20 protein-coding genes are annotated in these 21,054 nt (G+C 70.9%); 11 read left to right on the plus strand and 9 right to left on the minus strand.

The features are described 5' to 3' along the window. Positions 1-25: 25 nt before the first annotated feature. The 3 genes from KZC56_RS11650 to KZC56_RS11660 are packed head-to-tail and all read right to left on the minus strand — an operon-like array spanning position 26 to position 3,257. Positions 26-1,213, minus strand: coding sequence for a DUF4350 domain-containing protein (locus tag KZC56_RS11650; protein ID WP_247638609.1), 1,188 nt, complete (start codon positions 1,211-1,213; stop codon positions 26-28). Continuing rightward, positions 1,210-1,851 carry a DUF4129 domain-containing protein gene (locus KZC56_RS11655; protein ID WP_247638610.1) on the minus strand — a complete coding sequence of 214 codons (642 nt, stop codon included), beginning with the start codon at positions 1,849-1,851 and terminating at the stop codon, positions 1,210-1,212. The genes KZC56_RS11650 and KZC56_RS11655 overlap by 4 nt, the downstream gene beginning before the upstream one ends. Continuing rightward, positions 1,848-3,257 carry a hypothetical protein gene (locus tag KZC56_RS11660; protein WP_247638611.1) on the minus strand — a complete coding sequence of 470 codons (1,410 nt, stop codon included), beginning with the start codon at positions 3,255-3,257 and terminating at the stop codon, positions 1,848-1,850. The genes KZC56_RS11655 and KZC56_RS11660 overlap by 4 nt, the downstream gene beginning before the upstream one ends. 95 nt (positions 3,258-3,352) lie before the next feature. Between KZC56_RS11660 and mtrA the strand changes: the two genes are divergently transcribed. From mtrA to hpf, 5 genes are all read left to right on the plus strand, one after another. Then, a complete protein-coding gene (gene mtrA, locus KZC56_RS11665) occupies positions 3,353-4,033 on the plus strand; it encodes an MtrAB system response regulator MtrA (RefSeq protein WP_136032889.1) in 681 nt (226 codons plus the stop codon). A gap of 7 nt (positions 4,034-4,040) precedes the next feature. Then, positions 4,041-5,720 carry an MtrAB system histidine kinase MtrB gene (gene mtrB / locus KZC56_RS11670; protein WP_136032890.1) on the plus strand — a complete coding sequence of 560 codons (1,680 nt, stop codon included), beginning with the start codon at positions 4,041-4,043 and terminating at the stop codon, positions 5,718-5,720. Next, the gene (locus tag KZC56_RS11675) at positions 5,717-7,435 is read left to right on the plus strand and encodes an LpqB family beta-propeller domain-containing protein (protein WP_247638612.1); all 1,719 of its coding nucleotides are present in this window, start codon (positions 5,717-5,719) and stop codon (positions 7,433-7,435) included. The genes mtrB and KZC56_RS11675 overlap by 4 nt, the downstream gene beginning before the upstream one ends. A gap of 92 nt (positions 7,436-7,527) precedes the next feature. Next, the gene (locus KZC56_RS11680; RefSeq protein ID WP_247638613.1) at positions 7,528-8,175 is read left to right on the plus strand and encodes a ComF family protein; all 648 of its coding nucleotides are present in this window, start codon (positions 7,528-7,530) and stop codon (positions 8,173-8,175) included. A 131-nt stretch (positions 8,176-8,306) separates the two neighbouring features. After that, complete coding sequence (gene hpf, locus KZC56_RS11685) at positions 8,307-8,963, plus strand: ribosome hibernation-promoting factor, HPF/YfiA family (protein ID WP_136032892.1); 657 nt, start codon at positions 8,307-8,309, stop codon at positions 8,961-8,963. Positions 8,964-9,029: 66 nt separating this feature from the next. On the opposite strand, the gene KZC56_RS11690 is transcribed toward hpf, so the two are convergent. Next, a complete protein-coding gene (locus tag KZC56_RS11690; RefSeq protein WP_136032893.1) occupies positions 9,030-10,358 on the minus strand; it encodes a coiled-coil domain-containing protein in 1,329 nt (442 codons plus the stop codon). A gap of 79 nt (positions 10,359-10,437) precedes the next feature. Beyond that, a complete protein-coding gene (locus tag KZC56_RS11695) occupies positions 10,438-11,055 on the minus strand; it encodes a PadR family transcriptional regulator (RefSeq protein ID WP_136032894.1) in 618 nt (205 codons plus the stop codon). 185 nt (positions 11,056-11,240) lie between these two features. Between KZC56_RS11695 and secA the strand changes: the two genes are divergently transcribed. Together secA and KZC56_RS11705 are read left to right on the plus strand one after the other, a co-directional pair. Beyond that, a complete protein-coding gene (gene secA, locus KZC56_RS11700; protein WP_136032896.1) occupies positions 11,241-14,045 on the plus strand; it encodes a preprotein translocase subunit SecA in 2,805 nt (934 codons plus the stop codon). 69 nt (positions 14,046-14,114) lie between these two features. Continuing rightward, positions 14,115-15,341 (plus strand): pyridoxal phosphate-dependent aminotransferase, encoded by a 1,227-nt coding sequence (locus KZC56_RS11705; RefSeq protein WP_136035790.1) that lies wholly within the window; start codon positions 14,115-14,117, stop codon positions 15,339-15,341. Here the strand turns inward: KZC56_RS11705 and KZC56_RS11710 are convergent. Together KZC56_RS11710 and KZC56_RS11715 are read right to left on the minus strand one after the other, a co-directional pair. Next, a complete protein-coding gene (locus tag KZC56_RS11710) occupies positions 15,232-16,509 on the minus strand; it encodes a CpaE/TadZ family protein (protein ID WP_136045627.1) in 1,278 nt (425 codons plus the stop codon). The two genes, KZC56_RS11705 and KZC56_RS11710, sit on opposite strands and share 110 nt — an antisense overlap. Continuing rightward, a complete protein-coding gene (locus KZC56_RS11715; RefSeq protein ID WP_206251465.1) occupies positions 16,509-17,129 on the minus strand; it encodes an SAF domain-containing protein in 621 nt (206 codons plus the stop codon). Before KZC56_RS11715 ends, KZC56_RS11710 begins: the two co-directional genes overlap by 1 nt. Positions 17,130-17,226: 97 nt before the next feature. Between KZC56_RS11715 and KZC56_RS11720 the strand changes: the two genes are divergently transcribed. Then, complete coding sequence (locus KZC56_RS11720; RefSeq protein WP_136032904.1) at positions 17,227-17,505, plus strand: helix-turn-helix domain-containing protein; 279 nt, start codon at positions 17,227-17,229, stop codon at positions 17,503-17,505. Here the strand turns inward: KZC56_RS11720 and KZC56_RS11725 are convergent. Further along, a complete protein-coding gene (locus KZC56_RS11725; protein ID WP_136032906.1) occupies positions 17,493-18,104 on the minus strand; it encodes a hypothetical protein in 612 nt (203 codons plus the stop codon). The genes KZC56_RS11720 and KZC56_RS11725 overlap by 13 nt on opposite strands. 127 nt (positions 18,105-18,231) lie before the next feature. Between KZC56_RS11725 and KZC56_RS17875 the strand changes: the two genes are divergently transcribed. After that, positions 18,232-18,618: an Rv3235 family protein gene (locus tag KZC56_RS17875; RefSeq protein WP_136032908.1), complete on the plus strand. Its 387-nt coding sequence runs from the start codon at positions 18,232-18,234 to the stop codon at positions 18,616-18,618. A gap of 25 nt (positions 18,619-18,643) precedes the next feature. Beyond that, positions 18,644-20,128, plus strand: coding sequence for a sensor histidine kinase (locus KZC56_RS11735; RefSeq protein WP_136032911.1), 1,485 nt, complete (start codon positions 18,644-18,646; stop codon positions 20,126-20,128). A 60-nt stretch (positions 20,129-20,188) separates the two neighbouring features. Here KZC56_RS11735 and KZC56_RS11740 read toward each other — a convergent pair whose 3' ends face one another. Beyond that, positions 20,189-20,437 (minus strand): WhiB family transcriptional regulator, encoded by a 249-nt coding sequence (locus KZC56_RS11740; protein ID WP_017203224.1) that lies wholly within the window; start codon positions 20,435-20,437, stop codon positions 20,189-20,191. Between the two features lie 229 nt (positions 20,438-20,666). Between KZC56_RS11740 and KZC56_RS11745 the strand changes: the two genes are divergently transcribed. After that, on the plus strand, positions 20,667-21,053 hold the full coding sequence (locus KZC56_RS11745; RefSeq protein ID WP_136045625.1) for a hypothetical protein: 387 nt from the start codon (positions 20,667-20,669) through the stop codon (positions 21,051-21,053). Position 21,054 lies beyond the last annotated feature (1 nt).

Consider the following 21,054-nt stretch of genomic DNA (forward strand, 5'->3'; position numbering starts at 1 on the left):
GGGGGTCGGTCGGGGCGGCGGGGCGTCATCCGTCGTCGCTCCGCGCGGTGCGGGCCGTGTCCTCGACGGCGGTCTCGAGCTCGTCGAGCTGGCGCGCGAGGGCGATCAGGGCGGCGTCGTCGGCGGGTGGCGCTCCGGCGAGCAGCGCCTGCAGGGTGCCGCGGGGGATCCGCAGCCGGTCGGCGGCGGCGTCGGCGACCTCGTCGGCTCCGGCCTGGACGGCGAGCCCGAGCCGGACGGCGAGCCGTCGGCGGGTCCCTTCGCGCAGCGCTTCGGCCGCGTGCTGGGCGTCGGCGGCCTTGGCGGTGAGCCGGGCGCGTCCGAGCATCGTCTCCGAGGCCCGGACGGTGACCGGCAGCGTCTCGGCGACGAGCGGGCCGAAGCGCCGCCCTCTCGCCACCGCCACCGCGAGTCCGGCGGCGAGGAGCAGGAGGATGGCCGGGGTGACCCAGCCCGGCGTGAGGCTGCCGAGCGTGTCCGGTGCGGCGGTGCCCTCGACGTCGGAGTCCTGGAAGGAGGGGACGTACCAGACGAGGCGGTCGGACTGGCCGAGCAGCGCGAGGCCGAGGGCGGCGTTGCCGTTCTCGGCGAGGAAGGCGTTGCTGAACAGCTTGGTGCCGTCGACGATCGTGCGACGGTTGCCGTCGCGGTCGTCCACGAGCACGGCCGCGTCGCTGTCGTCGCCGAAGCAGGCGTCGACGCCGCTCGCGGGCGAGAACAGGCGGTCGGGCCGGATCGTGCCCACTTCGGCGAACTCGGGCACGGCGCAGTCGGCCGCGGCGGTGGAGACGCTGCCCGGCGCGGGCTCGCCGATCCGCAGTTCCCCGAGCAGGTGCGTGCCGGTGGAGAGGAAGACCACGCGTGCGGCCGGCGCGATGAGGTCGGCGATCGCGTCGTCGCTCAGGGTGTACGGGTTGGTCATGGCCAGCGTGGCATCGTCGTCCAGTGCCGCGCGGACCTCGGCGCGGCTGCGGGCGACCTCGACCTCGACGCCCCGGTCGCGGAGGATCTCGGCGAGGGCGAGCGCCCCCGTGTCGCTGCGGCTCTCCGGGTCGAGGGCACCGCGAGCGCCGGGGCTGCTGGCGGCGAACTGCGAGGCGGCATAGGCCACGACGAGTACGAGGATGCCGATGAGCGCCCAGCCCACGATCGCGCCAGTGCGGCGAGGGCGCCGCTCGGCCGTCGTGGCGTCCTGCGGGGTGACGAGGGTCATGCGGGTACCGCCTCCGGTCGCCGCGCGCGCAGGCGGTCGTCGGTCGCGGCGAGCTCGCGGTAGGTCTCCTCGGAGGCGGGGTGGCGCAGGTAGCGCACATCGTCGAAGGCGGCGGCGGCGCGGCGCATCGCGTCGGACTCCTCGGCGAACACGAGGCTCGCCGATCGTGCGATGGCCTGCGCGGTCGCGCCGGGCGCGGGGTCGATGAGGTCGCGTTCGAGGAGGCTGCGCGCGATGGCCCGGTAGCGCAGCACCACGGCCGTGTCCCAGTCGCCGTCGCGCGCGCTGCGCTCGGCATCGGTGCGCAGCTGCGCGGCGGTGCGGTCGTCGTCGGCGCCCAGCAGGTGCGCGTGGCCGCGACGTACCGCGCGGGACCGCCGGGGGCGCCCCCACACGAGCAGGGCCGTGATCAGGGCGGCCCCGATCAGCAGGACCACGGCGATGAGTGCGACGGGGCCGACGCTCTGACCGTTGCCGGAGCTGAACAGATCGGCGAGGAACCGTCCGACGTCGCGGGCGAGCAGATCGAACCAGGTCGGCTTGGCGTCGGCGTAGCGCGGGTTGGCGAGCTCCTCCTCGGCCCACCGGCGCGCTTCATCGCCGTCGGGGATGAAGACCTCGTCGAACCGGAGCATCATACGGAGCGGTCACCGCCACCGGGAGCCGTGCCGTCGCCCTCGGGCGCGGAAGCGGGCGTCGCCGGAGCCGCGGGACGCGGGGCCGGGGCGGGCGGGGGCGCGGGGGCGAAGGCCGGCGCGGGTGCCGGCGGGTACGCGGGTGCCGGCGGGAACCCGGGCACGGGCTGAGACGCAGGCGCGGGTGCCGGCGGGTACGCGGGGGAGGGCGCGTCGCCGAACCCCGGGGCCGTCCCGGCCGGCGGTGGACCGTAGGGATACGGCTGCGGCGCGGCCTGGGGGTACCCGTACCCCTGTGTCATCATCACGTGCTCCGGAACCTGACGCGGCGGCGGGGCGGAGGTGACGGCGCGGGCGGTGTCCACCACGAACGGGTCGCCGAGCTGGTCCTCACTCGCACCGAGGTCGAGGCGCTCCACATAGGAGAGGAGCGTCTGGTCCAGGCCCTCGTAGCGCATGCGGCAGTCGAGGTAGACCAGCACACCGCCCGTGCTCTGCACCACGATCGTGATCGCCTGCAGGATCAGCAGGAGCACCTGCGGGGCGAGGAGGGCGAAGACGTAGCCGATCACCGCACTCGGCTCGCTGGCGCCGGTCGGCGCGATCACGGTTCCGAGGAACGACGACACCAGCGCCGTGGGGATGCTCACCACCTGCATCGCCAGCCCCATGATGAGGCTGATCAGGAACGTCACTCCGAACGCGACCCAGAACCGGCCGCGCGTCAGACGCCACGACCGCACGAACGCGTCGCGGAAGCGCGCGCGCTCCAGCACCAGGATCGACGGGACGAGAAGCAGCTTGGTGGTCAGCCAGATGGTCAGGGGGATCGCGGCGATCGCCAGCAGGACCACCACGATGATCACGATGCCGATCAGCTCCGGCGTGCCGCCCAGACCGCCGGCGGTGAGTGCGCCGATGATGGCGACGACGATCGCGATGCCGCCGAACATCGCGAGCACCGAGAGCGATGCGAAGCCGGCGAGCCGCCAGAACGCGGGGAGCATGCGGCGCCAGAGCATGCGCAGCGAGGCCTTCCGCCCGACGGCGGCGTACCCGATGTCGGCGGCCACCACGCCCTGCATCATCGCGGTGAAGGCGATCGACGCGAGCCCGACGATCAGCCCGGCGATCACGTTGATGGCGATCGTGCCGGCGAGCACGGCCTCGAAGTCGGGCGACGAGGGAGACACCGTCTCGAGGCGGGTGAAGGTGGTGAACAGCACGACACCCATGACACCGGCGGTCGCGATGACGACGACGAACTGGATCACGACGGCGAACCCGAACAGCACCTTCGGGTTGTGGCGGAGCGCCGCGAAGGCCTTGCCGAGCAGCATGCCGAACGTCAGCGGATGAAGGGGGATGATCCCCTTCTTGGGGGCTGGGGTCCACGTCTGGCCGCTCACGGGCCTCCCTCCGTCGTGCGCTCCCATCGTGTCATATCCTCGCGGTGAGGCGCAGACCTGCGGAGGGCGGTACTCGGTGCCATAAGGTAACAGTTATGACCTCACGCATCCTCGTGGTCGACGACGACACGGCGCTCGCCGAGATGATCGGCATCGTGCTGCGCACGGAGGGCTTCGAGCCGGTCTTCTGCGCGGACGGCGCGCGCGCGGTCGACGAGTGGCGCGCACAGCGTCCCGACCTGGTGCTGCTGGACCTCATGCTCCCCGGTATGGACGGCATCGAGATCTGCACGCGGATCCGGGCGGAGTCCGGGGTGCCGATCATCATGCTCACGGCGCGCAGCGACACCGCGGACGTGGTGCGTGGCCTCGAAGTGGGCGCAGACGACTACATGGTCAAGCCGTTCAACCCGAAGGAACTGGTCGCCCGCATCCGCACCCGGCTGCGCCCGACCCCGCAGACCACCAGCGAACAGCTGCGCATCGGAGACCTCACGGTCGACGTCGACGCGCACGAGGTCCGCCGGGGAACCACGCCCATCGCCCTGACGCCGCTGGAGTTCCAGCTGCTCGTGGCCCTCGCCTCCAAGCCGCAGCAGGTGTTCTCGCGCGAGATGCTGCTCGAGCAGGTGTGGGGCTACCACTACAAGGCCGACACCAGACTGGTGAACGTGCACGTGCAGCGGCTGCGCGCGAAGGTCGAGCTCGACCCGGACAACCCGAAGATCGTGATGACCGTGCGCGGTGTGGGCTACCGCGCCGGCAGCGTCGCCTAGGCGCACGATGGCCGCGACGACAGCGACCACGGCCGTCGCTGTGCTGCGCGACTGGCGTGGCTGGCCGGCCGTGATCTCGGCGCTGTGGCGGCGGTCGCTGCGGTTCCGCACCCTGGCGATCACCCTGGTCGCGACCTCGCTGGCGATCTTCATCACGTGCGTCACCATGGCGCTCGTGATCCAGAACGACCTGTTCGTCTCCCGCAAGAACGTCGCTCTGGAGGACGCGCGCCGCGCGGTCGACCAGGCGCAGAGCATCCTCGACGTGGCCGAGGTGGGCGACGACCCCGCGGCGCTCACCGACCTGTGGAACAGCATCCCCGACACGCTGGCGCGCACGTCCAGCGCCGATCAGCTGGCCGGGTTCAAGATCGAGGATGAGCCGGGAGGGGTGCGACTGAACGGCTTCACGGCCGGCCTCACCGCCAACCTCCTCAGCCCCGAGCTGAAGACGAGGGTGGAGGAGCTCGACTACGTCCAGGCGTGGCAGTCGGTCGCGCTGCCGGTCGAGGACGGGGGAGAGGTTCCCGGCATCATCGTGGGGCAGCAGCTCCAGGTGCCGGAGGCCGGCCCGTTCGCGATCTACTTCGCGTACGACCTGGCCGATGCCGATCAGACGCTGGTGTTCGTGCAGCGCACGCTGTGGATCGCCGGGATCGGCCTGGTGGCGATCGTCGCCGCGATCTCGTGGATCGTGCTGCGGACGGTGTCGACGCCGATCGTGCAGGCCGCGGAGACCAGCGCGCGCCTCGCCGCGGGCGACCTCGGCGTGCGGCTGGAGGTGCACGGCGAGGATGAGCTCGCGACCCTCGGCCGGTCGTTCAACGCCATGGCCGACAGCATCGAGGCGCAGATCAAGGAGCTCGGGGAGCTGTCGATGGTGCAGCAGCGCTTCGTGTCGGACGTCTCCCACGAGCTCCGCACGCCGCTGACGACGATCCGTCTCGCCGCCGACATGCTCAACGACCACCGTGACGAGTTCGACGCGACCACCGCCAGGGCGACCGAACTGCTGCACGCGCAGGTGCAGCGCTTCGAGACTCTGCTGTCCGACCTGCTGGAGATCAGCCGGTACGACGCGGGGTCCGTGCAGCTGGAGCTCGAGGCGACGAGCCTCGCGCACCTCGCGGAAGACGTCATCGAGCAGATGCGGCCGCTCGCCGACGGCCGCGGCTCGGAGCTGCGGCTCGTCGCACCGGGCGGCTACTCGCCGGTGGACATGGATCCGCGCCGGGTGCGTCGAGTGCTGCGCAACCTGGTCGGCAACGCGATCGAGCACGGCGAGGGCCGGCCGATCGTGGTCACCGTCGACAGCAATCAGCACGCGGTGGCGGCGGGTGTACGCGATTTCGGCCTCGGCATGGACCCGGCCGACGCCGAGCGCGTGTTCGACCGGTTCTGGCGCGCCGATCCCTCCCGGCAGCGCACGATCGGTGGCACGGGGCTCGGACTGTCGATCGCTTTGGGCGACGCCACCCTGCACGGCGGTACGCTCGCGGTGTGGTCCGAGTTGGGCGTCGGGTCGAACTTCGTGCTGACCATCCCTCGCCACGACGGTGTTCTCGACGGGCCGAGCCCGGTCCCGGTGGAGCCTCAGGAGCCGCTGGCGGAACTGGGCGACGCGACGCAGCCGATCTCGATCGCGGAGATGTACTCGGAGCTGCTCGAGGGGAGGGAGGAACCGTGAGTGCACGCAGGTCGCGACGTCTCGCGCTCGCCGCCGCCCTGGGCATCGTGGCGCTGCTCCTCCCCGCCTGCGCCGGTCTGCCCACGAGCGGCGATGTCGCGGTGGGTCTCAAGCTCGGCGAGTCGCCGCAGGATGTGGACGTCCTCCCCGTCGCCTCCGGTCCCATCGCCGGAGCCGGTCCGGAGGAGATCGTCGAGGGCTTCCTGGAGGCCGGGATCACGACGTCGGACAACTGGGACACGGCGCGCGAGTTCCTCGCCCCGGCGCTGCAGCGCAGCTGGGCACCGTCGGCGGGCGTGTCGATCGACGTCGGCCCCGAGGCGCGGACGCTGTCGTCCACGGTGCCGGAGGACGAGGTGGAACAGGCGGACACCGCCGAGGTGCAGGTGCAGCTCGACCTGGTGGCGAGCGTCGACGGGGCGGGTGCCTACAGCGGCGCGCCCGGCGACTCCAGCGTCCCCTTCGCGCTGGAGCGCATGGACGACGGCGAGTGGCGCATCACCCAGGCGCCCGACGGCATCGTGATCGATGAGGCGCGGTTCCCGAAGGTGTTCGAGGGGTATCCGCTGCAGTGGTTCGACTCCTCGTGGTCGCGCCTCGTGCCGGACATGCGGTGGTTCCCCCGACGCCAGAGCCCGGCGACGACCGTCACGCAGGCGCTCGTGAGCGGAACGCCGTCGGAGTGGCTGGACCCGGCCGTGCAGACCGCGTTCGCCGCCGACGTGCAGTTGGCGCAGGACGCGGTGCCGATCACGGGACAGGTGGCTCAGGTCGCTCTGACGCGTCCGGCGTCCGGACTGGACCAGACCACGCTTGCCCGCATGCGCACGCAGTTGCAGTCCACGCTGAAGGCCGCCGGGGTGAACGTCACGCAGGTGCGCTTCAGCGTCGACGGCAGGTCCCTCGACGCGGGGGTGGTCGAGCTCGCAGGCACCCCGGCGGACGTCGGGACGCTCGTCCTGCGGAACGGCGAGTTCGGGCGGATCGTCGGCGACGAGATCTCCCCGATCCCGGACATCAGCGAGCAGATCGTCGCGATCCCGCAGCCGATCCTGGCGATCGACGTCGGCATCGACGACTCCTACGCGGTCGTGCAGCTCGACGACGGTCACGTGTACCGGGTGGCGAAGTCCGGACGCGATGAGTTGGACGCGCGCGCCGGTCTGGTCGAGCCGTCTCTCGACCCCTTCGGCTACGCGTGGTCCGTCCCGGAGGGTGATCCCCAGGCGGTGCAGGCCTCGGGGAGTGATGCGGCCCCGCACGCCGTGGCGAACGCCTGGCCGAGCGCCTCCTCCATCTCCGACCTGCGCGTGTCGGCGGACGGTGCCCGGGTCGCCGCGGTGATCGTGGTCGGCGGGCAGCGGTGGGTCGTGGTGGCGGCGATCGTGCGCGACTCGGCGGGCGTGCCGACCGAGCTCGGCGACCTCGTGCAGCTGTTCCAGCTCCCGGAGCCGTCCACCGGGCTCGTGTGGCTCGGGCCCGACCGGCTCGCCGTGCTGGCCTCTCCCAGCAGTCCGCGGCTTGTGCTGCAGGCCGTGGGCGGGCCGGGGTCGTCCGAGACGGCGCCGGTCGATGCGATCTCGATCTCCGGCGCGCGCACGCCCGCTGGTGTGCGGATCCTCGGTGCCGCCGGTCAGTTGTACGCGCACGCGGGATCGGCGTGGCGCGAGGTCACGGAGGGCATCACGGTCCTGGCGACCCGGGCGGGGGAGTGACCTCTCCTCCACGGTGACGGATCTCGCGGTGCGGCCCGCGGGTCGTGCTCGCGACGACCGCCGCGGAGCGGGCCCGGAGACACCATGAAGGCATGCCCGTGCCCTCCGCCCTCCGTTCCGTCGTGCTCGAGGCGGCCGCGCTGCTGCTGTCGGCGGTCTGCGGCGGGTGCGGCCTGCCCGGCACGCTGCTGTGCGACGTCTGTCGAGCCGAGCTGATCCCCGACCCGCGGGCGGTGCGCACGCCCGAGGGTCGGAACGTCCACGTGGCGCTGACCTATCAGGGCGTGGCGGCGCGATGCCTGCGCCGCCTCAAAGACGAGGGCGAGACCCTCCTCGCGCGCCCGCTGGGGTCCGCGCTGGCTGCCGTGCTCGGGCCCGCGGTGAGCCACGGAGCCCTCGTCGTGCCGGTGCCGACGTCGCGCCGTGCGTTCCGGCGCCGCGGCTTCCGGGTGCCCGATCTGCTGGTGCGGCGGGCCGGGGCGAGCCCCACGCGGGCGTTGCGCTGGACCAGGGCGGCGCACGACCAGCGCAGCCTCGGCGCGATGGAGCGGCGCGACAACGTCCGCGCCGCGATGCGTGCCGTCGCGGACGGGCGCGGCGCGGCGGTCGTCGTGGTGGACGACGTGGTCACCACCGGAGCGACCCTGGACGAGGCCGCGCGGGCGCTCGAGGAGGCCGGGTATGAGGTGATCGCGCTGGTCGCGCTCGCCGCCACGCCGACGAACGCGGTATCCGGATGAGGTTCATCGGAGACTCACCGGGGACACAGGGCCGACACCCGTGACTTCCGTCGCCGGTCGGACTACGGTGGGGTGTCACAAGGCGACCACGGTCCGCCCTTGGCCGGGAGGACCGGGACAAGGAGGCAGCAATGGAAACGAGTATCGTCGGCGTCGGGGTGGGTATCACCGATCGCTTCCGCACCGTCGTCGAAGAGAAGATCGCCAAGATCGAGACTCTCGCAGCCAAGGCGCAACGTCTGGACGTCAAGGTCACCCACCGCGTGTATCGAAACGGGCGCGTTCCCGATGAGACGGTCGAGCTGACGCTCATCGGCAAGGGTCCCGTGGTCCGGGCCGAGGCGGTCGACGGCGACAAGTTCGTCGCGCTGGATCTCGCGGTCGACAAGATGACGGAGCAGTTGCGCCGCGCGAAGGAGAAGCGCGTCGACGGACGCCAGCACCCGCGCGGCCCGCACTTCGAGAAGGGCAGCGGATCGCTCGAGGGCATCGACGTGCAGCCGGCCTCGGTCGAGGTCCTGCACGCCGTCGCGACCGGCAGCATCCCCGTGCAGAACGACGAGGAAGAGGAGTACTCGCCCGTCGTCATCCGCACCAAGAGCTTCGATGCGGAGTGGATGACCGTGGAGGAGGCGGTCGACCGGATGGAGCTCGTCGGGCACGACTTCTTCCTCTTCGTCGATGCCCGCACCGACCATCCCAGCGTGGTGTATCGCCGCAAGGGCTGGGACTACGGCGTGATCGCGCTGAGCACGCAGGCACCGCCGGCGGAGGCACTCGCCTCCTGAGCTCGGCAGACGCACGAACGGCCCGATCCATCGCGGATCGGGCCGTTTCGCGTGGTCAGGGGTGCGTCAGTCGAAGATGCCGTCGAGGATGCTGCCGATGACGAGTCCGCCGAGGATGCCGGAGGCGAGGTCGCCGCCGCCCATGCCACCACCCCGGCGCGGACCGCCGCCCCAGCCGCCGCCGCCCCAGTCCTGGTCCTGCGGGCGCGAGGAGTCGATGTCGCGCTGCGCGAGCTGCAGCGCCTCGGCGGCGAGGTGCGCGACCCGCCGCGCCTGCACGAGCGCGGCCTCTCTGGTGTCCTCCGCCGGCAGGAGGTCGCTCAGGTCGACGCGCAGGCGCTCGGCCTCGGCGAGTCGTGTGCGCGCATCCGCCCCGATCCAGCCGCGGTGTCCGGCGATCAGGCCGCGTGCCACGCCCAGCTGACGGTCCGCGTCGTCGATCGCGTGCTGTACCTGGGCGAGCGACGGCAGCGGATTCTCGGCGCGGTGCCTGGCCTTGGCGATGGCGTCGTCGAGCGCCGAGTTGGCCTCGCGCAGTCGCGACAGCTCGGCGAACGGATCATTCGGCTGGCCGGCCGGGGTCAGCGAGGCGAGCGCGGCCTGCAGCGCCGCCACCGCCTCGGCGACCGCGGGCACCGCGGGGGCGTTGCGGGCGGCGATCAGGTCGCCGCGGGAGTCGGCGATGACCTCGGCGAGGGTGGACTCGGCGCGGAGAGCTTCGATCTCGAAGTCCTCGACCGCGTCCAGCAGTGCGGCGGCTCGCCGTGTCGCCTCGGTCGCGGTCTCGAGGGCGAGGTTGGCTTCCTCGTTCTGCTTGGCCTCGCGGCGTCGCTCGGAGATGTCGGCGCTGTGGGTGGCGAAGCGGATCAGCTGCTGCGCCTCGGCGGCGCTCGCCGTGATCTGGTGCATCGCCGAGTCGGCGTAGCGCGCGGAGAGACGGGAGACCGTCTCGTCCGTCTGGGGGATCCGCGCGGCGAGGGCCTCGGCGTCGGCGCGCACCTGGGCGATGATCTGGGGTGCGCGGCGCACCTTCGCGACCGACTCCGCGAGGACGGTCGTCTTCTCGTCCAGGAGGTCTTCGGCCCAGTCGCACAGCTGCAGGATGCGCGCGTTGCGGGTGCGCAGCTCCTCGGCGGTGTCGGGGATCTCGTCGTGGTTGAGCTGATGAAGCTGGAACGCCTCGCGCAGGTGCGTGCGCACGGAGGTCAGGGCGGCCTTGAGGTCGGCGGTCAGGGACTCGCCCAGCTCGGCCTCGGCGAACACGAGCTCATCGGCGGTGGTGCGGATGCGCTCGTCGGCTCCGACGAGGGCCTGCTCGGCGCGCCGTGCGAGGTCGGCGTCCTGAGCGGCGAGTTCTTCCTGTTCGCGTTTGCGTCTACCCCAAAATCCAGCCATGAGGCGATCCTAGTTTCCCCGGTGACCGCGCGGGCTGAGCATCCGCTCCAGGCGAACGTGCCGTACGACCGCGGCGGTCTCAGGCGACGGGTTCGGGCCGACGCTGCTGCGCGGCTCCGGCGGGGCGGCCGCGCTTGGGCCGCTCGGTCGCGAGACCGAGCGCGAGCTGAGGATGCGGGTGTGCGGCGAGACGGCGCTCGGTGTGCTCCAGCCACCGCACCTCGGCCTCGGCCGCGAAGATCATGGAGTCGGTCACGAGCGACCAGGCCAGAGCCTCCGCGCTGTCGGCGTCGTGACCGGTGAAGGCGGCGTCGCGCAGAGCCGCGAGTCGGCGCTCAGAGGACGCGCGCTGCGCGCGGATGACGTCGGCGGCGTCGACCCCGGGGAGCGTCGCCGCCATCGCGACCTTGACGGCGAGCTCTTCGCGCGCCGGTTGGATCCGCTCGACGGGGTCGGACAGCCAGCGGGCCACCTCGGCCGATCCGTCCGGCGTGATCCGCCAGTACACGTGGCCGTGCTCGTCGGCGTCGCCCCGCTGCACCATGCCGTCGCGCTCGAGTCGTTCGAGCGTGTTGTAGATCTGTCCCACGTTCAGGGTCCAGGTCGACCCCGTTCGACGGGCGAACTCGTGACGGAGCTGGTACCCGTAGCAGGCGCCCTGATCGAGGATGGCGAGCAGGCTGTGGCGGACGGACATGGCCGGACTCCTCTGCGTGACGGACGGAAGCATGCCGAGTATATGCATACTCGGCAACACCGCCGCGGCGCGGCACGATATGCCGTGCAGGCGACGCGCAGGTCACAGACCGGTAACATGGCAAAGTATGCCTGGCGATCGCCTCTCGGCGGCCGGCAAGGACCCAATGACAGGGAGAGACATCCGTGGCCAATCCTCTTGAGAAGCTGCTGCGCGCCGGTGAAGGACGCATCATCCGTCGCCTCAATCAGGTGGTCAAGGCCGTGAACGCCCTGGAAGACGACATCTCGGAGCTCACGGACGACGAGCTCCGCAACGAGACGGCGGAGCTCCGCGCGCGGTACGAGAAGGGGGAGACCCTCGACCAGCTCATGCCGGAGGCCTTCGCGGCAGTGCGCGAGGCGGCCAAGCGGACCCTGGGCATGCGCGCCTACGACGTGCAGATCATGGGTGGCGCGGCGCTCCACCTCGGCAACATCGCCGAGATGAAGACCGGTGAGGGCAAGACCCTGGTTGCGACCTTCCCGGCCTACCTCAACGCCATCGCCGGCAAGGGCGTGCACGTGATCACCGTGAACGACTTCCTCGCGAACTACCAGGCCGAGCTGATGGGACGCGTTTACCGCGCCCTCGGCATGACCACCGGCATCATCGTCTCCGGGCAGACTCCGGCGGTGCGTCGCGAGCAGTACGCCGCCGACATCACCTACGGCACGAACAACGAGTTCGGCTTCGACTATCTGCGCGACAACATGGCCTGGCGCAAGGAAGACCTCGTCCAGCGCGAGCACTTCTTCGCGATCGTCGACGAGGTCGACTCGATCCTCATCGACGAGGCCCGGACGCCGCTCATCATCTCCGGACCCTCCTCGGGGGAGGCGAACCGCTGGTTCGCGGAGTTCGCCAAGATCGCCCGCACGCTCGAGGCCGGTGTGGACTACGAGGTCGACGAGAAGAAGCGCACGGTCGGTGTGCTCGAGCCGGGCATCGAGAAGGTCGAGGACTACCTCGGCATCGACAACCTCTACGAGTCGGCGAACACCCCGTTGATCTCGTTCCTCAACAACTCGATCAAGGCGCTCGCCCTGTTCAAGCGCGACACCGACTACGTCGTGATGAACGACGAGGTCATGATCGTCGACGAGCACACCGGACGCATCCTCGTCGGCCGCCGTTACAACGAGGGCATCCACCAGGCGATCGAGGCCAAGGAGGGCGTGCCCGTCAAGGCCGAGAACCAGACGCTCGCGACGGTCACCCTGCAGAACTACTTCCGCCTCTACGAGAAGCTGGCCGGCATGACCGGTACGGCCGAGACCGAGGCCGCGGAGTTCATGTCCACCTACAAGCTCGGCGTCATCCCGATCCCGACCAACCGGCCGATGATCCGTAAGGACCAGTCCGACCTCGTCTACAAGAACGAGACGGCGAAGTTCGCCCAGGTCGTCGAGGACATCGCGGAGCGGCACGCCGCCGGCCAGCCCGTGCTCGTCGGCACGGTCAGCGTCGAGAAGAGCGAGTACCTCTCGCGGCTGCTGGCCAAGAAGGGCATCAAGCACGAGGTCCTGAACGCGAAGAACCACGCGCGTGAGGCCGAGATCGTCGCGCGCGCCGGCCGCCTGGGGGCCGTCACCGTCGCCACGAACATGGCCGGTCGCGGTACCGACATCATGCTCGGCGGCAACGCCGAGTTCCTCGCGGTGCAGGAACTGAAGTCCAAGGGCCTCGACCCGGTCGAGACCCCCGACGAGTACGAGGTCGCGTGGGACGAGACCTACGAGGCCATGAAGGCCGTGGTCGCGGAGGAGGCCACCAAGGTCATCGAGGCCGGGGGACTGTACGTCCTCGGCACGGAGCGGCATGAGTCCCGTCGTATCGACAACCAGCTCCGCGGTCGTTCCGGTCGTCAGGGCGACCCGGGCGAGAGCCGGTTCTACCTCAGCCTGACCGACGACCTCATGCGCCTGTTCCAGTCCGGCGCCGCCGAGGCGATCTTGGCCCGCACCAACTTCCCCGACGACGTGCCGATCGAGTCCGGCCTGGTCTCCCGCGCGATCCGCAGCGCCCAGTCGCAGGTCGAGGCGCGCAACGCCGAGATGCGCAAGAACGTCCTCAAGTACGACGACGTGCTGAACCGGCAGCGCGAGGCGATCTACGCCGACCGTCGCCACATCCTGCAGGGCGACGACATCGCCGACCGGGTGCAGCACTTCATCGAGGACGCGATCAGCGGCGTCGTGCGCGACCACACCGGCGAGGGTCACAACGAGAGCTGGGACTTCGACGCGCTGTGGACCGAGCTCAAGACGCTCTATCCGGTCGGAGTGACCATCGACGAGGTCGTGTCGGAGGCTGCGGGCCGCAAGGGCGGGATCACCGCGGAGGGTCTCACGCGCGAGCTGCTGTCCGACGCGAAGATCGCGTACGAGAAGCGCGAGGAGTCGCTGGGCGAGGCCGCCACGCGTGAGCTGGAGCGCCGTGTGGTGCTGCAGGTGCTCGACCGCCGCTGGCGCGACCACCTCTACGAGATGGACTACCTGAAGGACGGCATTGGCCTGCGCGCCATGGCCCAGCGCGACCCGCTCATCGAGTACCAGCGCGAGGGGTACGCGATGTTCCAGTCGATGATGGGGCAGATCAAGGAGGAGTCCGTCGGCTACCTCTACAACCTCGAGGTCGAGGTGCGCCGCGTCGGCGATGCGCAGACCGCGGAGGTCGAGGCGAAGGGCCTCGCCACCGACGGGGGCGAGCAGCGACTGGAGTACTCCGCCGCGAACGACGCCGGCGAGGTCGAGGTGCGCAACGACCGCGGGCAGGTGCAGCAGGCGGCGACCGACCGTCTGCGTCAGGCGGCCGCACGGGCGCAGACACCCCCGTCCGCCCCCGAGGAGGAGGCGCCGCGCGGCGCGTTCGGCCAGCGCACCGAGGCCCCCGCACCGGCCGCCGGCAACCGCGAGCAGCGTCGGGCGCAGGGCAAGAAGAAGAAGTGACCCGAGCAGGGTGAGAGGAGGGCCAGTCCGTGCGGATTGGCCCTCCTTTCGTCCCTGTAGGCTTGATCGATGACACCATCGCGCACCTTCGACCAGTCGTCGAAGCTCAAGAACGTCCTGTACGAGATTCGCGGAAACGCCCTCGTCGAGGCGGCGCGACTGGAGGCAGAGGGCCACCGGATCCTCAAGCTGAACACGGGCAACCCCGCGATCTTCGGCTTCGACGCCCCGCATCAGATCGTGCACGACATGCTGGCAGCCCTTCCCACGGCGCACGGCTACAGCGACAGCAAGGGCATCATCTCCGCGCGACGCGCCGTGGTGAGCCGGTACGAGCAGGTCGAGGGCTTCCCGCGGTTCGACCCCGACGACGTGTACCTCGGCAACGGCGTGTCCGAGCTCATCACCATGACCATGCAGGCGCTGCTCGACGAGGGCGACGAGGTGCTGATCCCGACGCCCGACTATCCGCTGTGGACCGCCATGACCAGCCTCGCGGGTGGCACGCCGGTGCACTACGTGTGCGATGAGAACGACGGCTGGCAGCCCGATCTGGAAGATCTCCGGTCCAAGATCACGCCGCGGACCAAAGCCATGGTCATCATCAACCCGAACAACCCGACCGGTGTCGTGTACTCGCGCGCGGTGCTGGAGGGCCTGGTGCAGATCGCCAGGGAGCATCAGCTGCTCATTCTGTCGGACGAGATCTACGACCGCATCCTGTTCGACGATGCGGTGCACATCCCCACGGCGACCCTCGCGCCCGACCTGCTGTGCCTCACGTTCAACGGGCTCTCGAAGACGTATCGCGTGGCGGGCTACCGCTCGGGGTGGATGGTGATCACGGGGCCGCAGGACCATGCGAAGGGCTTCATCGAGGGCATCACACTGCTGGCGTCGACCCGGCTGTGCCCGAACGTGCCCGCGCAGCACGCCGTGCAGGCGGCGCTCTCCGGGGTGCAGTCGATCGATGCGCTGATCGCGCCGACCGGTCGCCTGCACGAGCAGCGGGACATCGCATGGGAAGGCCTGGAGGCGATCCCGGGGGTGACGTGCGTGAAGCCCCAGGGGGCGCTGTACGCCTTCCCGCGTCTCGACCCCGAGGTGCATGAGATCCGTGACGACGCGAAGCTGGTGTACGACCTGCTGGTGTCGGAGCACATCCTGGTCGTGCAGGGCACCGGATTCAACTGGCCGAACCCCGATCACCTGCGGTTGGTGACCCTGCCAGAGCCGCGAGTGCTGAGCGAAGCCGTCGAGCGACTGGGGAACTTCCTCTCGAGCTACCGCCAGTAGGCGCGGCGACGGCGGGCGCGGGGGAGAGCGACAGCGCGAGTCGACGCACCCCCGCGACGAGGGCGGAACGCGGTGTGAGGTCGGCCATGGGCCGCGCATGCAGCAGGGCCGCGTCTGCCGCGCGCTGGTCGAACGGCAGGAAGACGATGTCGGTGATCCCGGCGAACCGTTCGAGAGTCCGGCGGACCTGTCCCCGGGCATCGATGCCGAGCGGCCCGGGGCGTACGGCGTTGACCACCACCGTGATGGGCGTGGAGCCGACGAGTCGGCGGACCTCGGCGTGGTCTCGGAGGAAGCGGCTGATGCCGACCGGGTCGGCGGCCGCGACGGCCACGATCCGGTCGGCTTCGGCGAGGGTCGCCGCGGTTGCCGCGTGGCGGCGAGGGCCGACCAGATCGTAGGTCGCCTCGTCGTCGGCGTCGACCGCGGCTGCCACGTCGACCACCGTCTCCTCCGCCCACTCCCGGCAGGCCGCGAGGAGGACGTGGAGTCGATGCGCCGAGAGTTCGGGCCAGCGAGTCGGACGATTGATGCCGCACAGCACGTCGAACTCCACACCGCCCGCGCCGACGCGTGCCGCCAGCCTGGCGAGCTCGGCGCTGTCGAGTGCCCCGGTCTCCGCGCGGCGGCAGGCAGCGGCGATTCCCGGGGCGTCGTCGCCGAGCCCGAGGAGAAGCGCGAGCGAGGGAGCGACCGTGTCCGCATCCAGCAGCGCTGTGCGGCGGCCCGTGCGCGCCAGCTCCACGGCCAACTGGATCGCGACCGTCGAGCGGCCGGGAGCTCCCTGGGGCCCCCAGACCGCGATGATCCTCGGGGAGGCGCTCCGAGGCGTCTCGGCGACGGCGGGCGAGGCCTCCGCGTGGAGCGCTGCCGCCACCTCCCAGCCGGGGGCATCCGTGCGCAGCGCCGACGGAAGGCCGAGTCGTGCCAGGAGACGACTGTCGGAATCGCCGAGCGCCACGATACGGACACCCGCCCGGTCACATGCGGCGATCAGGTCCGGAGTCAGCGCGTCGCGCGAGGCGGGAACGATCACCGCATCCACGCCGGCGTGAAGATGCTCGCGAACGCTCGACGGACCATCGATGGCGACCGCGTCCACTCCTTCCAGGAGGAGCTCGGCCGCGAGCTGGTCCGCCCGATCCTTCGGGAGCGCGACCAGGACCATCACGATCCGGCACCGACAGGGATCACGGAGAGCGCGGCGCCCCCGGTGGCGGCCGCGAGCACGTCGGCGACGTCGGTCCGGTCGACGACGATCTCCACCTTCGTGCCGCTCTCCGCCAGCATGCCGTCGTCTTCGAGGACCGTCCGCACCACCGCGTCGCCGACGAGGACGCGCGGGGCGTCGAACGTCCTGCCGTCGTCTCTCGCGGGTGCCTGCCACACCTCGACGTCGGCGCCGGGGCCGATCGAATCGGGGATCGCGGTCGTGGTCTCGATCACGACGGTGGTGGTGCGGTCGTCCTTCTCGTCGGCCACCGCGGACCGGGGGAGCAGCTCGCCCTTCGTGAGGGTGCGCCGCGCGATCTGCCCCGGCTCGAGCCGACCTGGACCCACGTACCGATCCGTGAGTGCGCCGATGCTGACCTGGGCCACCTCGAAGTCGTCAGCGGTGAGAACCTCGCCGCGCGCGATGGTCCGCCGCGCCTGCAGGAGCGGTTCGGTCCGGTCGGATGCCGCGACGAGCAGCCATACCCCGGCGATCGAGATGACGACGAGGGCGATGCCGACCAGGAAGCGCAGGTCGGCGCGGAAAGCCGGGCGCGGACGCGAGTGGGAAGCCATGGCGATATCGTCACAGAACCGCGGAGAGGGCTCGCGGAGTTATCCACATACGCGGGACACCCGCCTCCGTCGGTGGCCCCTCGACCAGAATGTGGGTATGACACCCGCTCCGACCCCCGCACCGCAGTTCCTCGCTCCCGCGCAGGTCGCGGAGCTCCTGAGTATCGACGTGGCCGAGGTGATCGGCCTCATCCACGAGGGGCGACTGCGCGGCGCGCAACTGGGTTCGCCCGCGCGCTGGCGCGTGGAGGAGGCCAGCATCGAGGGGTACCTCGCCGAGCAGTCGGAAGAGGCACGCAGGATGGCGCTGTGGCGTCAGTCGCAGACCGCGAGCTTCCCCGAGGTGTGGGGAACGTCCGCGGCTCACACGCGCTGATCGCCGGAGAAGCGCACGACGACGAGCGCCGCGTACGGGACGATGCGGAACCCGCGCACCGCAGCGGCTCGCCGCGACTCCCCGGTGTCGTGCAGCGCCAGATCGAGGTGATCGGCGGCGGCGCGATCGATCGTGCCGTGCACGTCGTCTCCGTGTCGTGTGGTCAGGTGGACGGGTACGCGTCGTCGCGCGAGGTCGCGCAGCACGAAGCCGATCGGCATACGCTCGCGGAGGGTGCGCTCGGCGGGCCGATGCTCGTCGAGGCTGGAGAGCATGGCGCCGTGGTCGACGGCGAGACCCGTGATCGCGGGGAGGGGAATCAGCAGGGCCGACGCGGCAGCCCTCGCCTCCTGCGGTACCCGCGAGACCGCTGCGATCCAGTCGACGCCGAGGGATCGGAGCGTCACCGGAAGCCGGTGGCCGTCCGCCAGGTCGACGACCGCGTCGGCGTCGGCGGCGCAGAGCTGCCGGAGACGCGAGTGCAGGTCGAGTCGGGAGATGCGGAGCCGCTCGGACTCCGCATCCAGCGCGGCGCGCTCCGCCTCCCACTCCGAGGCGAGCTGGCTCTCGAGGTCGTCGAAGAGGCGGTCCCAGTGCACCCGACAGAGCGTAGGGGGAGCGCGGGTCGGATGTACGAGTTATCCACATAGTTCCGCTGATCGCCCCCGCGCGGGTGCTCGCGCGTGCTCGACTGTCGCCGTTCGTCCGCCGACCGGAGAGTTCGCCATGATGCTTCACGAGTACTTCGCCCCGCAGCCGACGCCCACGCGTCAGCTTCCCGATCCCGCACCGCTGCTGCGCCGTCTCACGCACGGCGTCCTGGAAGTGCTCGCCGGTGTGCGGGAGATCGATCAGCTCGCGCGATGGTTCAGCGAGGACGCGTACCGGAGTCTGGTCGTGCGTTCGAACCTGGCGGCACGGGCGAGGAGCGCGCGGGGTGTGCCGCCGGCGCGACCGACGTTCGTGATCCGTTCGCTCCGGGTCACGGAGCCGGTCGACGGCGTGATCGAAGCGGTCGTCGTCGTGGCAGGTCCCGGGCGGACCAGGGCGGTCGCGGTGCGACTCGAAGGGCTCGATCGACGATGGCGGGCGACGTCGCTGGCCATCCTCTGAGGCGGTGCGGCCCTAGGCTGGGTAGGTGTCAACCCTCAGCGACCTCGCCCAGACCCAGGGCCTTCTGACCGACGACGACATCGAGTGGCTGCACCGTCTTGCCGGTGACGGTCAGCTTCTCGCCGACCTGGCCTCCGCGGACATCGTGCTGTGGATCCAGACGGAGGACGGGTCCTTCATCGCCGTCGCCCACGCCCGTCCGAGCGGCGCGGCGACGCTGTTCTACCGGGACATCGTCGGCGAGCGTGTTCGTCCGCAGTGGCGCACGCAGGTCCAGGGCGCTTTCGAGTCGGCGGAGATCGTGGACTCCTCCTCGCCGGATTGGTTCGAGGAGACGCCCACGCGCGTGCGGGCGGTTCCGATCGTGATCACCCGCCGCGGCGACGACGTGGCGCCCTCCGTCATCGGGGTCGTGACCCGCCACACCAACCTCGGCGAGGTCCGCACGCCGTCGCGGCAGCAGATCACGTTCGACGAGTGCGCGAACGACCTGTTCCGCATGATCGCGGACGGCAGCTTCCCCGACCCGGCCGCACCGACCTCACCCCGTCGCGGAGCGCCGCGTGCGTCCGACGGCCTGATCCGCATCGACGTCGACGGGATCACCACCTTCGCGAGCCCGAACGCGCTCTCGGCGTTCAACCGCATGGGATTCGACGACGAGCTCGAGGGGGAATCGCTCGCGGAGGTCACGACCCGGCTGGTACCGCCCTCGCGGCAGGTCGACGAGTCGCTGCCGGTCGTCGTCACCGGCCGCGCACCGTGGCGCACCGACATCGAGGCGCGCGGTGTGACCGTCTCGTTGCGCGCGATCCCGCTGAAGGACCACGGCACCCGCATCGGCGCGATCGTGCTCTGCCGCGATGTCTCGGAACTGCGGCATCAGGAGCAGGAGCTGATCACGAAGGACGCGACCATCCGGGAGATCCACCACCGGGTGAAGAACAACCTGCAGACCGTGGCGTCGCTGCTACGGATCCAGGCGCGTCGCACGCACTCCGACGAGGCCCGAGACGCGCTCACGCAGGCCATGCGCCGGGTCGACGCGATCGCCGTCGTGCACGACACGCTGGCCCAGGGACTCACCCAGAAGGTGGACTTCGACGAGGTGTTCGATCGGGTCCTCAAGCTGGTCGCAGAGGTGGCGTCCGCGCCGAACACCCGGGCTCGTACGCAGTCGACGGGGCGCTTCGGGGTGCTGCCGAGCGAGTACGCCACGCCGCTCGCCCTCGCGCTGACGGAGGTCGTCACGAACGCAGTGGAGCACGGGCTCGCGGGTCAGGAGGGCTCGGTGACCATCGACGCCCAGCGCACCGAGGACAACCTCCGCGTCACCGTGCGCGACACCGGCCACGGGTTGCCGGAGGGGCGCGTCGGTCAGGGCCTCGGCACGCAGATCATCCGCACGCTCATCCAGGGGGAGCTCGGCGGGTCGATCGAGTGGCGTGGCAGCGAGGGTGAGGGCACCGAGGTGGTCATCGACATCCCGCTGCGATGGCTGGAGCGCTGAACGCGGACACCGGACAGACGGAAGCGGCCTGAGATCTGATCTCAGGCCGCTTCGAAGTCGTCAGGAGGCGCGGCGGGCGCGGGCGGCGCGGCGCTTGAGTGCGCGGCGCTCGTCCTCGGACAGGCCGCCCCAGACGCCCGAGTCCTGGCTGGTCTCCAGGGCGTACTGCAGGCAGATCTCGGTGACGGTGCACGTGGCGCAGACCGTCTTGGCCTTCTCGATCTGGTCGACGGCCGGTCCGGTGTTGCCGACGGGAAAGAAAAGCTCGGGGTCGACGGTCAGGCAGGCGGCCTTATCGCGCCAGTCCATGGGGGCTCCTCGGTGTGGATTTCATGAGATGTCGCGATGCGACTTCTCGATTCGGGCGGCGGTTCGGGTTCCGCTACCCTGTTGAGATGCGGGCGGATGCCCGCCGATTGTGATGCGAACGCGAACGTTCGCCCCACGCCGCTGTGGGAGCACATGACTTTCTCTATTCTGTTACATGGATACCCTGAAATCAAGGGTTTTCTCTGCTTTGCACCCCCAGGAGGACCCCGTGCGCGCACCGGGAATCGCCCTCGCCGCGTCCGCGGTGCTCGCTCTGGAAGCCGCCGCGCTCGTCGTGTTCGCGGCGATCGAGGTGGCCGGTCTCGGTGCGGGGGACGCGGCGTCGTCGACGACGGCGATCGCGCTCATCGTGCTGACCCTGATCGGCGCAGCGGCCCTCGTCGCGTTCGCCGTGGGGACGCGTTCCGGGCGGTCGTGGGCGCGCTCCGGCGGGGTGGTGGCTCAGGTGCTCGCGGTCGCCCTGGCGCTGGGATCGCTCACGGTGCAGCCGGTGCCGTGGGCGTTCGTGCTGGGACTCGCGGTTCCGGGAGTCGTCGGCTTCGCGCTGCTCATCTCCAGCGCGCGACGCGAAGGCGAGCGCCGCGGGGCGGAGTGAC

The organism is Microbacterium sufflavum (assembly GCF_023091155.1).
Lineage (GTDB): Bacteria > Actinomycetota > Actinomycetes > Actinomycetales > Microbacteriaceae > Microbacterium > Microbacterium sufflavum.